General features: G+C 71.4%; 12 protein-coding genes. 7 read left to right on the top strand and 5 right to left on the bottom strand.

Annotated features, from left to right (window positions below):
• Positions 1-95 precede the first annotated feature (95 nt).
• From ACLBWP_RS18280 to ACLBWP_RS18290, 3 genes are all read right to left on the bottom strand, one after another.
• Positions 96-809, bottom strand: coding sequence for a Type 1 glutamine amidotransferase-like domain-containing protein (locus ACLBWP_RS18280; RefSeq protein ID WP_447656249.1), 714 nt, complete (start codon positions 807-809; stop codon positions 96-98).
• Positions 806-1,336, bottom strand: coding sequence for a phosphoribosyltransferase (locus ACLBWP_RS18285; protein ID WP_243561924.1), 531 nt, complete (start codon positions 1,334-1,336; stop codon positions 806-808). Before ACLBWP_RS18285 ends, ACLBWP_RS18280 begins: the two co-directional genes overlap by 4 nt.
• Before the next feature lie 122 nt (positions 1,337-1,458).
• On the bottom strand, positions 1,459-2,232 hold the full coding sequence (locus ACLBWP_RS18290; RefSeq protein WP_447656250.1) for an SDR family oxidoreductase: 774 nt from the start codon (positions 2,230-2,232) through the stop codon (positions 1,459-1,461).
• A gap of 105 nt (positions 2,233-2,337) precedes the next feature.
• On the opposite strand from ACLBWP_RS18290, the gene ACLBWP_RS18295 reads away from it, so the two are divergent.
• From ACLBWP_RS18295 to ACLBWP_RS18325, 7 genes are all read left to right on the top strand, one after another.
• Complete coding sequence (locus ACLBWP_RS18295) at positions 2,338-3,420, top strand: acyltransferase family protein (RefSeq protein ID WP_243561922.1); 1,083 nt, start codon at positions 2,338-2,340, stop codon at positions 3,418-3,420.
• 365 nt (positions 3,421-3,785) lie between these two features.
• Positions 3,786-5,117, top strand: coding sequence for a bifunctional o-acetylhomoserine/o-acetylserine sulfhydrylase (locus tag ACLBWP_RS18300; RefSeq protein ID WP_447656251.1), 1,332 nt, complete (start codon positions 3,786-3,788; stop codon positions 5,115-5,117).
• Between the two features lie 216 nt (positions 5,118-5,333).
• Positions 5,334-6,533 (top strand): homoserine O-acetyltransferase MetX, encoded by a 1,200-nt coding sequence (metX, locus tag ACLBWP_RS18305; RefSeq protein ID WP_447656252.1) that lies wholly within the window; start codon positions 5,334-5,336, stop codon positions 6,531-6,533.
• 256 nt (positions 6,534-6,789) lie between these two features.
• Entirely contained in the window at positions 6,790-7,947 is a 1,158-nt protein-coding gene (locus ACLBWP_RS18310) for a sensor histidine kinase (RefSeq protein ID WP_243561919.1), read from the top strand.
• Positions 7,944-9,266, top strand: a complete 1,323-nt coding sequence (locus tag ACLBWP_RS18315) for a hypothetical protein (protein ID WP_447656253.1) — start codon at positions 7,944-7,946, stop codon at positions 9,264-9,266. The genes ACLBWP_RS18310 and ACLBWP_RS18315 overlap by 4 nt, the downstream gene beginning before the upstream one ends.
• Positions 9,267-9,366: 100 nt before the next feature.
• Positions 9,367-10,038, top strand: a complete 672-nt coding sequence (locus ACLBWP_RS18320; RefSeq protein WP_243561917.1) for a response regulator — start codon at positions 9,367-9,369, stop codon at positions 10,036-10,038.
• A 215-nt stretch (positions 10,039-10,253) separates the two neighbouring features.
• A complete protein-coding gene (locus tag ACLBWP_RS18325; RefSeq protein WP_447656254.1) occupies positions 10,254-10,838 on the top strand; it encodes a hypothetical protein in 585 nt (194 codons plus the stop codon).
• A 16-nt stretch (positions 10,839-10,854) separates the two neighbouring features.
• On the opposite strand, the gene ACLBWP_RS18330 is transcribed toward ACLBWP_RS18325, so the two are convergent.
• Together ACLBWP_RS18330 and ACLBWP_RS18335 are read right to left on the bottom strand one after the other, a co-directional pair.
• Positions 10,855-12,120, bottom strand: coding sequence for an MFS transporter (locus tag ACLBWP_RS18330; RefSeq protein WP_447656255.1), 1,266 nt, complete (start codon positions 12,118-12,120; stop codon positions 10,855-10,857).
• 166 nt (positions 12,121-12,286) lie between these two features.
• Positions 12,287-12,475: a hypothetical protein gene (locus tag ACLBWP_RS18335; RefSeq protein WP_243561914.1), complete on the bottom strand. Its 189-nt coding sequence runs from the start codon at positions 12,473-12,475 to the stop codon at positions 12,287-12,289.
• Positions 12,476-12,571: the final 96 nt, after the last annotated feature.

Genomic DNA, 12,571 nt, shown 5'->3' on the forward strand with positions numbered 1-12,571 from the left:
TCCTGGTGATGGCAGAACTAGACAGCTCCATCAAGCCAGGAGGCCTCGTCACGTCACAAGACCCGAAGTGTCACCAACGTCATGGCCGGGTACAGCTAGGCGCCCATGGTTGCGACGGTGACCGACTCGTCCCCGGACACCACCCGCCAGACGCTGCCGGCGCCGCGGACCTCGAGCGCGCCCTCGCCGACGACGAGCACGGTGTCCTCGTCGATGGCCAGCCCTGCCGTGACGAACTCGGCCTCGGCGCTGGCCACGAGCCGCGCGAGCGTGCCGGCCTGCACCGCGTGCACGTCGATGGTCAGGTCGACCAAGCCGAGTCCCTCGCGGAGCTCCACCTCGTCGAGCCCCTCGGAGGCACCCTCGGGGCAGACCTCGACGCCGCCGACACGCCATCCGCCCACCAGGGCACGGTCGGCGGCGATCATCGCGCCGGCCGAGTAGCCCAGGTACGGCAGACCGTCGGCGACGAGCAGCCGGATCTGGTCGACGAGCGGGGCGATCGCGTCGAGGTAGTCGGGCGTGCGGCCGCCCCCGATGACGAGTGCGTCGACGTCGCTGAGCACGCTCGTCGTGAAGGGCTGGCCGGGCGCGACCTCGGTCACCAGCACGTCGGCCGTGTCCGACAGCACCGAGGCGATGTCGGGCGTCGACGACGGGGTGGTCCCGTCGGCGCTGCTGACCGACAGCAGTCCGATGCGGGGCGCGCTGCGGCCGACCGTGGCTGCACGGGCGGTCGCCTCGGCGAGGAAGGGCGTGGCGGCGTCGGACGCGGCGAAGGGTCCGCCGCCGACCAGGTGGATGCTCACGACTCGGCCGTCACCGGTGCGAGGGCGCTCCAGGGGAACGTGATCCAGCCGTCGACCCGACGCCAGACGTGGTCGGGCTCGAGCACGGTGCCGGGCTTCGAGTACAGGCACGCGGTGCGCACGTCGGCACCCGCGCGGGTGATGATGTCGACGACGAGCGCCAGGGTGCGTCCGGAGTCGGAGACGTCGTCGACGACCAGGACGCGCTTGCCGGCCAGGCTGGGGGCGTCGAGCGCGGGGGCGAGCACGACGGGTTCCTCGAGCCGCTGTTCGACGTCGGTGTAGAACTCGACGTTGATCGAGCCGCACTCCTTGGTGCCGAGCGCGTAGGCGACGGCACCGGCGATGATCAGGCCACCGCGGGCGACGGCCACGACGACCTCGGGCTCGAAGCCGGCGGACAGCACGTCCTTGGCGAGCAGGCGGGCCGCGTCACCGAACTCCAGCCAGCCGAGCACCTCGGGGCCGCTCGTCACGGTGACCACAGCTGGCGACGGGGACTCGGCGGGTTCGCTGCTGATCGGCATCCGACCACGGTACCGGCAGGGGTGCCACCGCCGCGACCTGCACTTGCCGCCCGGGCGCGTGGGGGCGGGTGCGGGCGGGCGCGTTCGGGCGGGTGCGGGCGAGCGGGTGCGGGCGGGTGCGGCTACGCCTTCGGTGCCAGGGGGCCGCGGGCGAGCTTGTGCTGTGCCGACTGGGCCACCGGACGGATGGTGATCAGGTCGAGGTTGACGTGCGGGGGCAGTTCGACGCTGTGCACGATCGCCTCGGCCACGTCGTCGGCGCTCAACGGGTCCTCGACCCCGTCGTAGACCGCAGCCGCCTTGGCCGCGTCGCCGCCGAAGCGCACGAGTGCGAACTCGTCCGTCTTCACCAGCCCGGGCGCGATCTCGACCACGCGGATCGGCTCGCCGTTCAGCTCCAGGCGCAGCGCTCCGACCAGGGCGTGCTCCGCGGCCTTCGCGGCGTTGTACCCGCCCCCGTTCTCGTACGACACGAAGCCCGCGGTGCTGGTCACGGTGACGATGTCTGCGCTGCCCTCGGCCCGGGCGCCGTCCCGCAGGTGCGGCAACAGCGCGGCGACGACCCGCTTCGTGCCGATGACGTTCACCTCGAACATCGTGCGCCAGTCCTCGACGTCGGACTCCTCGACCGTGGCCGACCCGAGCGCACCCCCGGCGTTGTTCACCAGCGCGTGGACACCCCCGGTCGCTGCCACATGGGCGGCGAGCGCGGCGACGTCGTCGGCCGAGGTGACGTCGACCACCATCGTCTCGGCGCCTGTCTCGGCGGCGAGCGCCGCCAGCCGGTCGGCGCGGCGGGCGACCGCCAGCACGTCCCAGCCCTGCGCGCGGAAGCGGCAGACGGTCGCTGCTCCGATGCCCGAGCTCGCTCCGGTGACGACGACGCGACGTCCCATGTGGTTCCTCCAGCTGTCCGGCGGTGGCCGACCGGTCGGGTCGGCGTGGTGACGTGGCCACCGTACCGACACCGGGCGGCTCGGTTCCCGGTACCGTGACCGTCGATGACGACCGACGCAGCTCCCCCGGCTCCCTCGGCCCCGGCGACCAGCCTGGAGCCGGGCCGCGCCCGCGTGCGGATCCCGATGTGGGACACCGCGCGGTTCCTGGCGGTCACGCTCGTGGTGATCGGGCACGCCATCCAGCGCCAGACGACCGCGAGCGAGCACGCGCTGGCGCTGTACACGTTCATCTACGCGTTCCACATGCCGGCGTTCGGTGTGATCAGCGGGTACTTCTCGTCGGCGGACACCCCGACGGCCAAGCGGATGCGGCGGACGATCACCGACATCGTCGTGCCGTACATCATCATGCAGACGATCTGGACCGTGGTGCAGGGGATCGTCGAGGGTGGCAAGACGTTCAACCCGACCCAGCCGACGTGGACACTGTGGTTCCTGCTGGCGCTCGGGATCTTCCGGCTGATCCTGCCGTACCTGGCGCAGCTGCGGTGGCCGCTGTTCTGGGCGGTCGTGTTCAGCATCGGCGTCGGGTACTTCGACAACGTCGACTCGACGCTCTCGTTGTCGCGGGCGATCAGCCTGCTGCCGTTCTTCCTGCTCGGGTGGCAGGTCAAGCAGTGGGGCGTGTTCGACCGCTGGTACGAGGCCGGTCGCCGCACGGTGGTCCGGGTGCGTCTCGCGGCGGGACTGGTGTTCCTGGCGTGGGCGGTCTCGTGCGTGGTGTGGATCCCGCAGTTCAAGGAGTTCGACCTGCACCACTGGTTCTTCTACGACGACTCGTACTCGGGCCTGGGCGAGGACGCCTGGTGGGCCGGGGCCGTCCGCTTCGGGCTGATGCTGCTGGCGACCCTGCTGACGGCGTCGTTCCTGGTGCTCGTGCCGCGGCGGAACGTGTGGATCACCCAGTTCGGTGCCGCGACGATGTACGTCTACCTGCTCCACACCTTCGTGCTCTACCCGATCCGTGAGTCCGGCGTGCTGGCCGGTCCGCACTCGGCATGGCCGTTCGTGCTGCTGATGGTGGCGATCGCGTGCGCGGTGAGCCTGTTCCTGGCGCAGCCGTTCGTGCGCCGCGCCATGCGGTGGTTGCTCGAGCCGAAGGTCGGCTGGCTGTTCCGGCAGTGACATCTCCGCGCAGGCGGTCGTCTTCGCTGCGCTCAGTCGGCAGCGCGCGACGTCGCGGCAGGCCGCGACCGATCCCCCGTGGTCACCGCCGACGGACGAGCGCACCGTGCGAGGTTGACGGTACGTGCGAGATTGCCCGCCCCGTGCACGGCAACAACCACGCACCAGCCGGCCAGGCGCGCACCACACGACAGACGCGCACCGTGCGCGCGGCGGACGGGAGGCCCGGCTCGCGCCCGCAGCGCGCGTTACGTCACGAGTCGGCAGCGCTGGTGCCCGCCCGGCCACCTCCGTAGCGTGAGCCGCGACGCGCACGTGATCCGAGCCTCCCGGCCGGGACGCCAGCAGACGGACAGGAGCCCGACATGACCGACAACGACGCCGCCCAGTGGCGCTTCGAGACCACGCAGATCCACGCCGGCGCGCAGCCGGACCCGACCACCGGGGCCCGTGCGACGCCGATCTACAAGACGACCTCGTACGTCTTCCAGGACTCCGACCACGCGCGTGACCTGTTCGCGCTGGCGAAGCCGGGCAACATCTACTCGCGCATCATGAACCCGACGAACGACGTCCTCGAACAGCGCATCGCCGCGCTCGAGGGCGGTTCGGGCGCGCTGCTCGTCGCGAGCGGCCAGGCAGCGGAGACGTACGCGGTGCTGAACATCGCACAGGCGGGCGACCACATCGTGTCCTCGTCGTCGATCTACGGCGGCACGTACAACCTGTTCAAGTACACGCTGGCGCGCCTGGGCATCGAGACCACCTTCGTCGAGGACCAGGACGACCCCGAGGAGTGGCGCCGCGCCGTCCGCCCGAACACCAAGCTGTTCTTCGCCGAGACGATCGGCAACCCGAAGATCAACGTGCTCGACATCACGACGGTCGCGGGCATCGCGCACGAGGCCGGCGTGCCGCTCATCGTCGACAACACCATCGCGACGCCGTACCTGATCCGTCCGTTCGAGCACGGCGCCGACATCGTGGTGCACTCCGCGACGAAGTTCCTCGGCGGGCACGGCACGGTCATCGGCGGGATCATCGTCGACGGCGGCACGTTCCCGTGGTCCGAGCACCCCGAGAAGTTCCCCGAGTTCAACACGCCAGACCCCTCGTACCACGGTGCGGTGTTCGCCCAGGCGGTGGGCAACGCGCTGGCCTACATCATCAAGGCGCGGGTGCAGCTGCTGCGCGACCTGGGCGCGTCCAACTCCCCCGACACGGCATTCGCGCTGCTGCAGGGCATCGAGACCCTGTCGCTGCGCATCGAACGGCACGTGCAGAACGCGCAGGAGATCGCGGAGTGGCTCGACGCGCACCCGGACGTCGCCACGGTGGCGTACGCCGGCCTGCCGACCTCGCCCTGGTACGGCGCCGCCAGCCGGTACGCACCGAAGGGCGTCGGCGCGGTGCTGTCGTTCGAGCTCAAGGGCGGCGTGGACGCCGGTCGTGCGCTCGTGGACAACCTGACGCTGTTCTCGCACCTGGCGAACATCGGCGACGTGCGGTCGCTCGTCATCCACCCGGCGTCGACCACGCACTCGCAGCTCACGCCCGAGCAGCAGCTGACCACCGGGGTCACGCCGGGTCTGGTGCGCCTGTCCGTGGGGCTCGAGAACGTCGACGACCTGAAGGCGGACCTCGAGGCCGGGCTCGCAGCGGCGCGTGCGGTGTCGCAGGCGGGGCTGCGCGCGTAGCTCCCTCGCTGGCGCCGCGCTCGCGCTGCCGGCGGAACGACGATGCCGCTGTCGCACGACAGCGGCATCGTCGTCTCCGTGGCACACCTCCGCTCGTGCGACAGATCCGATGTCGGACGACGTCCACGGTGTCGCACCGGGCGCAACCCGACCACGCGCCCCGGCGGACGTAACACGGCGGCGCCCGGGCCGCCCGTCCACGACAATGGACGCACCATGGACTGGCAGACGACTCCCGAGGACTCCGTGCCGTCCACCCTGGTCCCGGGCACCGCGCTCGGCACCCTCGGCAAGCCGCCCGTCACCGGAGCCTGGCGTCCGGGCGACCACCCCGGATCGCGGCAGTTCGTGTCGATCGGCGAGCAGTGGGTCCGCGGCGGCCGCCTGCCGAGCGTGCGGATCGCCTACGAGGCCTGGGGCGAGCTCGCACCCGACCGCGACAACGCGATCCTGGTGTTCCACGCACTGACCGGCGACTCGCACGTGACGGGCGACGCCGGCCCCGGCCACCGGACCGCCGGGTGGTGGGGCGACGTCGTCGGGCCGGGCCGAGCGATCGACACCGACCGCTGGTTCGTCGTCGCGCCGAACATGCTCGGCGGCTGCCAGGGTTCGACCGGGCCCTCGTCGGTGGCGCCCGACGGGGTGGAGTGGGGCTCGCGCTTCCCGTTCGTGACCGTGCGCGACCAGGTGCAGGCACAGGTCCAGCTCGCCGACGCGCTGGGGATCGAGCGGTTCGCGGCCGTCGTCGGCGGGTCGATGGGCGGCATGCACGCGCTCGAGTTCGCGACGGTGCACCCCGAGCGGGTCGAGCGGCTGGCGGTGCTCGCGAGCACCGCACAGACCACCGCGGACCAGATCGCCGCGAACTCGCTGCAGCGGGCCGCGATCCAGATGGACCCGGGGTTCGCCGGTGGCGACTACTTCGAGGCCGACGCCGGCGAGGGTCCCTCCCGCGGGCTGTCACTCGCCCGGCGGATGGCGATGATGACGTACCGCGCCTCGGACGAGCTGAACGGGCGGTTCGACCGGTCGTGGCAGTCCGACGTGTCACCGCTCGGCGACGACGGCCGGTTCTCGGTGGAGAGCTACCTCGACTTCCACGGCAACAAGTTCACCCGCCGGTTCGACGCCTCGACGTACGTCACGCTGACCCACGCGATGGACTCGCACGACCTCGGGGCGGGGCGCGGCGGGGTGGCGGCCGCGCTCGGACGGATCTCGGCGCGCACCCTCGTCGTCGGGATCTCGAGCGACCGGCTGTTCCCGGTCGAGGACCAGCACCGGATCGCGGCCGGGGTGCCGGGAGCGATCGACGGTGACCGTGCGGCGGTCATCGCGAGCGAGTTCGGGCACGACGGGTTCCTCATCGAGCACCAGGCAGTCGGGGAACACCTGCGCCGACTGCTCGACTGAGCGCGTCCGGTGACGACTCCATCGCGCCCGCGGTAACGACTTCGTTGCCAAACCCAACGACCTGGCGCGCCGAACGACCCCCATCGGGTGTCCCCCGTGGAATGATGGCCGAGTGTCGGTCACGACCGAGGCTCGCGTTTCCCAACCGCTCGCGAACCCGAACGGACGGGCACCGGACAGAGCAGCACCCGCACCACCGCGTGTCGACGACGACACGCGTCCCACGACGACCGACGACACCTCTCTCAGGACACCGATGGAACTCATCGCACAGGAACGTGACCGGCTCCTCCGGTCGACGACCCGTGTCGTCGGCATCGTCTGCACGCTGATCAGCCTGGTCAGCGTCCTCTGCTCGTTCGCGGTGCCGGCCGGTCCCCTGGCGATCGGCGTCGCCTGCATCGTCGTGATGATCGGCGCGCTCGTGGTCTTCGGCTGGAACGGCGCCGTCTGGTGGACCGCCCTGGCGCAGGTGTCGGGCCTGTCCGCACTGCTCGTCCTGACCACCGCGACCACCGGCGAGGACCGGCTCGTCGTCGCGAGCGGCCTGGTCCCGCTGGCTGCCGGTGGGCTGTCCTCGCTGTTGATGGCGCAGCGCGGGCACCTGGCCGGACTCGGACTGTCGGTCCTCGGCGGTGCGGCGTCCCTGGCGATCATGGTGCACGCGACCGGGTCGGTCCTCAACACCACGGTCGGCGGCACCGCGCTCGGCTGGATCCTGACGGCGGTCGTCGCGTACTGGATCTCGCTCAGCATCCCCCGGGTCGCCCGCCGCATCTACAGCATCGGCACCGCCCACCGCGCCGAACGTCAGGCCAGCGAGACCGAGGCCCAGCGCCGACAGGGCGCCCGGCTGCTGCACGACACGGTCCTCGCCACGCTCACCCTGCTGGCGCACTCCGGCCGTGGTGTCTCCGAGCAGGCCATGCGCGAGCAGGCAGCCGAGGACGCCCGCCTGCTCCGGCACCTGCGCCTCGGTGCGACCCCGCAGCCGCAACAGTCCGGCGACTACTCCCTGACCCGCGCCGAGGAGTCTCCGCTCGGGCAGACCCTCGAGTCGGTCAAGCAGCGGTTCGGCCGGATGGGCCTCGAGGTCAGCTGGCACGGCACCGGGCAGGTCCTGCTGCCGTCGCACGTGCTCGATGCGTTCCTGCTCGCGCTGGCCGAGTGCCTCGAGAACGTCCGCCGGCACGCGGGTGTCGCCGAGGCGCACGTCACGATCGTCCACGACAACGACATGGTCCGTGCGATGGTCACCGACTCCGGTGTCGGGTTCGAGATCGGCGCCATCGACGAAGAGCGCCTCGGCTTCAAGGAGAGCGTCGTGAACCGTCTGCGCGAGGTCGGCGGTGACGCGCGGCTGTTCTCCGCGCCGGGCTCCGGCACCACGGTCGTCCTGGAGGCACCACGATGAGCCGACTGCCAGAGGACACCATCAACCGCGGACTCCCGGGCGAGCCGCAGCAGCCCGCTCCGCGGACCCGACGGGAGGCCCGTGAGCGGTACCGGGGCACGGAACGTCGGCAGGCGCGCGGCCTCCCCTCCACCTCCACCGGCGCACGCTCGCTGCGGCAGGCCGCGAAGCCGGGGGCGTCACTCGGTGCGGGGCACCTCGGCCTGGGTGCCGCTGTCCTGACCGCGGTCGAGGCCGTGGCCGGCATCGCACTCTTCCTGACCCGGTGGAACGACTACTCGATGCCGTGGCTGCCGGCGGCGGCCTGGATCCTCTTCGCCATCGCGTCGGTCGGTGTCGCGCTGAGCGTCATGACCTACGGCGAACGCCTGACCGGTGTCGCGTTCGTGCTGATCTGCGTCGTGCTCGCGTGCGTCGTGACGCTCGACTTCATCGGCGTGTGGCCCGAGCACGACCTGGCCCACACCGCGACCGCGTCGGTCGCGGCCGGGTTCGCCCTGCTGCCCGTCGCGACCCTCCGTCCGGCGCGCGAGGTCGCGACCGCGATCACGGTGCTCGGGCTGGCGTTCGTGGCGATGTCGATCGCGTCCACGCCGATCACGGCCGACACGATCCCGGGGCTGTTCTCGATGCTCGCCCTGGTCGTCGTGCCGCCGTCGGTGGCCATCTTCGTCACGCACCGCTTCCGGCAGCTGGTGCAACGCGAACTCGACCGGGTGCTCGTGCAGTCGAACGTCACGGCACCGCAGTTCGCCGTCGGGATGCTGGCGTCGGACGAGCTCGCGCGCCTCGACCTGGCCGCCGAGAAGCTCCTGGACGCCGTTGCCAACGGGACGGACCCGCTGCCCCTGTCCGACGCGTCCTCGTCGGTCGCCGCCTCACTGGCCACCGAACTCCGCCTGCACCTGATCGAGGGCCGCCGTGAGACCTGGCTCTACCACGCGATCACCGAGTCCGACCACCTGGGACGTGCGGTCAGTGTCGCCGACCCCGGATCGCTCGCCGGTCACCTGACGCCGGCCCAGCGTGACGGACTGCTGCAGGCGCTGTGGCAGATGGTCGGCGACGGACGCGGACTGCAGCCCGGGGTCCCGATGGTGTCGGTGACGCTCGGGCCCGTCGGCAGCGACGGTCACCCGGTCACCGACGACACGATGGACGTGCCGATCGTCATCGAGTCCCGCGGGATCCCCCGTCGGCGACTCGGACCGGCGACCTGGAGCGGTCTCGCCCGGGTCGGCCCGTACACCGACACGATGCGGGACGGCGCGGTCCACGTCCACGCCCACTGCGTCGTGAGCCGGCACCCCACGATGTGACGTGTCCCGACGCGCTTGCCGGACACCCGGACAGCCTGCGCCACCCGAGTGCGCCCGCCACCTAGGCTCGGCCACGCAGACCACGAGAAAGGACGCCAGCATGGCGACTCCAGAGCAACCGATCCGACTCGCCCTCGTCGACGACCACAGGATGCTCCTCGGCGCGCTCACCGAGTGGATCCGCGGTGCCGCCGACGACATCACGCTCGTCGCCGCCGTGACGACCTGGCCCGAGCTGCTCACCAGCCCGGCGTTCCCGGTCGACGTGGTGCTCCTCGACCTCGACCTGAAGGACTCGATCCCGGTCTCGTTGAAGATCTCGACGCTCAAGACCGCCGGTGTGAAGACCGTCGTCATGAGCACGTACTCCGAGCCGAACGTCGTGCGCGAGGCCCTCGGGTCCGGAGCGCTCGGCTACCTGGTCAAGAGCGAGGACGCCGAGATGATCGTCGAGGCGATCCGGTCGGCGCAGCGCGGCGAGCAGTACGTGTCCGCCGAACTCGACCTGGCGATCAACAGCGGCGACGTGGGTGGTGTCCCGAAGCTCAGCGCGCAGGAACGTCGTGTCATGGCACTGTACGGCGGCGGCGAGCCCGTCAAGAGCGTCGCGTACCAGCTCGGCATCTCGGAGGAGACCGCCAAGAGCTACCTCAAGCGCATCCGCGAGAAGTACCGCGTGGCCGGCTTCGACGTGGGCACGAAGGTGGCACTGCGCAAGCGCGCCATCACCGACGGCATCATCTTCGAGGACGGCAGCCCGCACGGGCTGTAGCCCCCGCGGCTCCTGTTCGGCTCCTGTTCGGCAGTTTCTCCCTCTCGATCGGCCCCTACTGGTCACGACTCCCCGCTCGCCTTCGCCGAGCGGTCACGGATCGTCGACCGGACCGGGGCCGATCGACGTTCTCCGACCACTCGGCGCAGCGCGGACGGGGTGTCGCGACCACTCGGCGGCCGGGGTGACGGGTCGCACGGCCCTACGATCGAGTCGTGGCACCATCGAACCCGCCGGACGGCACCCGCGGACCCCGACGGCGACACGCGGCCGGACGACGACACACCGCTTCCACTCTCCGTCGACGTCACCCCGTCGTCACGGCGCTGGCGATGGCCACGTACCTGGTCCTCGCCGCGGTCACCGTCGCGTGTGTCGCCATCACCGTCGCCGAGCGGGCGTCCCTTCGGGAACCGGTCCACTGGGGCACCTTCACGGCGAAGCACGTCTCGTGTGAGCCCGCGCGGTACGGCGAGACGTGCACGGCGTTCGGGAACTGGACCGCCGACGACGGCAACCGCACGCTGCACGACGTCAGCCTGGACGACGGCGGGTTCGCGCGTGATGAGGTCCCGAGTGCACCGGTACGCGCCGGGTGGCGCGACGTCGACGCTGAGGACGACGGTCTGCCGACCATCGTGTACGACCGCGAGTCGATCGATCTCGGGTGGGTCGGGCCGGCGCTGACGGCGGTCGGGGTCACCGCACTCGGCGTCTTCCTGGCCGGCCGGTGGGGCGACCTGCAACGCGTCTGGCGGCGATGGCTGCGCCGGCGACGCCGCGGCGCCACAACAGCGTGACGCAGCCGTCCGCTGCTCAGGCGGTGGGGACCGGCGCCGTGATCGGGCCGGTGGACGGGTGCCGGCTGGTCAACCGTGCGCGACGGGTCGACCGACGCTCGACACCGTAGCTGACCGCCGTCATGCCGACGCCGAGCAGCGCCAGGACGATGCCGAGCCACCCCGGCGCGACGAACCCGAACCCGGCGGCGATGACCGCGCCACCCAGGGCCGCGCCGAGCGAGTTGCCGATGTTGAACGCCGAGTGGTTGAGCGCCGCCGCGATCGTGCGCGCATCACCCGCGACGTCCATCAGCCGCGACTGGACGGCGGGCGGGATGGCCGACGACGTCGCGCCGAGCAGGAACGCCCCGACGAAGACGCCGACGGTCCACTGCGCCGTCAGGACGATGAACAGCAGCGACGCGATCAGCGCCAGCATGCCGATGTAGATCGTGCGCTTGACGCTGTGGTCGGCCAGGTGTCCGCCGAGGATCCCGCCGACCACCATGCCGAGCCCGACCACGACGAGCACGAGCGGCACGACGGCTTCGGGCAGTCCGGTCACGGTGGTGACCAGCGGCGAGATGTACGAGTACACGGCGAAGAACCCACCGAAGCCGACGGCCCCGAGCCCCATCACGAGCCAGACCTGCGGCACACGGAACGCCCGGAGCTCGCGGCCGATCGACGCGGACTGGTCGCGGGCGGAGCGCGGCACGAACGCGGCGACGGCCAGGAACGTGGCCACGAAGAGCACGGCGACGACGCCGTACGCCACGCGCCAGCCGGCGTTCTGCCCCACCGAGGTGATGGCCGGCACACCGATGACGTTGGCGACGGACAGCCCGAGCAGCACCATCGCGATGCCCTTGCCGCGCTTGCCCGGCCCCATGATGTCGCCGGCGACGATGGACGCGATGCCGAAGTAGGCGCCGTGCGGCAGACCGGCGACGAATCGTGCCACGAGCACCAGGCCGAACGAGGGCAGCAGCGCGCTGGCGATGGTGGCCAGGACGAAGCCGATGAGCAGGACGAGCAAGAGGCCCTTGCGGGGGAACTTCGCGCTCATCGCCGCGATGGTCGGGGCACCGACGACGACGCCCAGCGCGTAGGCACTGACGAGCCACCCGGCGTGCGCGATCCCGGCGTCCGGGTCGACGGCGTACTGCGTGGGCAGCAGCGCCTGCGCGATGTTCGGCAGCAGCCCCATCGCGACGAACTCGGTCGACCCGATGGCGAACCCGCCCAGGGCGAGTGCGGTGATGGCGAGCGCGCGACGCGCCGGCGAGAGCTGGGACATGTGCCTGGTCTTCGAACGTGGTTGGCGGTCGGGTCGGTACCGGGCCCGTCAGGCGGGGTACCCGGTCAGTGTAGACCGCTCCAACGCGTCGATGGAAGAGCAAGCCGAATCGATTCGACCATACCGAAGCACCATCGAACCGAAGGGCCGTCCTGCAGCAGGACCGTCAGGCGGCGCGGCGCTCTTGCTCGTGCTCGACGACGCGGTGCTCCGGCGAATCGTCACGGTGCACCCACCCGGCACCACACTCCGTGCACGTCGCCCAGGCGCTGCCCGACGCGGCGTCACGATCGACGACGACCGTCTGCGTGTCGCAGTCGTCGCACCAGCCGTCGTGCATCTCGTCGTGCAGCATCGCTGACTCCTCGTCCTGTCGGCGCCACCGGTCGTGACTGCCTGCGGCCATGACACACCCGACCACCGACATCACCGGCAACCCGGGCGGCGTGTC

This window comes from Microbacterium sp. M1A1_1b (assembly GCF_053345565.1).

Excerpts from the sequence above, each read along its gene's own strand:
- ACLBWP_RS18295 (WP_243561922.1), top strand. The coding sequence starts at position 2,338 with ATGACGACCGACGCAGCTCCCCCGGCTCCCTCGGCCCCGGCGACCAGC.
- ACLBWP_RS18285 (WP_243561924.1), bottom strand. The coding sequence starts at position 1,336 with ATGCCGATCAGCAGCGAACCCGCCGAGTCCCCGTCGCCAGCTGTGGTC.
- ACLBWP_RS18320 (WP_243561917.1), top strand. The coding sequence starts at position 9,367 with ATGGCGACTCCAGAGCAACCGATCCGACTCGCCCTCGTCGACGACCAC.
- ACLBWP_RS18315 (WP_447656253.1), top strand. The coding sequence starts at position 7,944 with ATGAGCCGACTGCCAGAGGACACCATCAACCGCGGACTCCCGGGCGAG.
- ACLBWP_RS18310 (WP_243561919.1), top strand. The coding sequence starts at position 6,790 with ATGGAACTCATCGCACAGGAACGTGACCGGCTCCTCCGGTCGACGACC.
- ACLBWP_RS18290 (WP_447656250.1), bottom strand. The coding sequence starts at position 2,232 with ATGGGACGTCGCGTCGTCGTCACCGGAGCGAGCTCGGGCATCGGAGCA.
- ACLBWP_RS18330 (WP_447656255.1), bottom strand. The coding sequence starts at position 12,120 with ATGTCCCAGCTCTCGCCGGCGCGTCGCGCGCTCGCCATCACCGCACTC.
- metX (WP_447656252.1), top strand. The coding sequence starts at position 5,334 with ATGGACTGGCAGACGACTCCCGAGGACTCCGTGCCGTCCACCCTGGTC.
- ACLBWP_RS18335 (WP_243561914.1), bottom strand. The coding sequence starts at position 12,475 with ATGCTGCACGACGAGATGCACGACGGCTGGTGCGACGACTGCGACACG.
- ACLBWP_RS18300 (WP_447656251.1), top strand. The coding sequence starts at position 3,786 with ATGACCGACAACGACGCCGCCCAGTGGCGCTTCGAGACCACGCAGATC.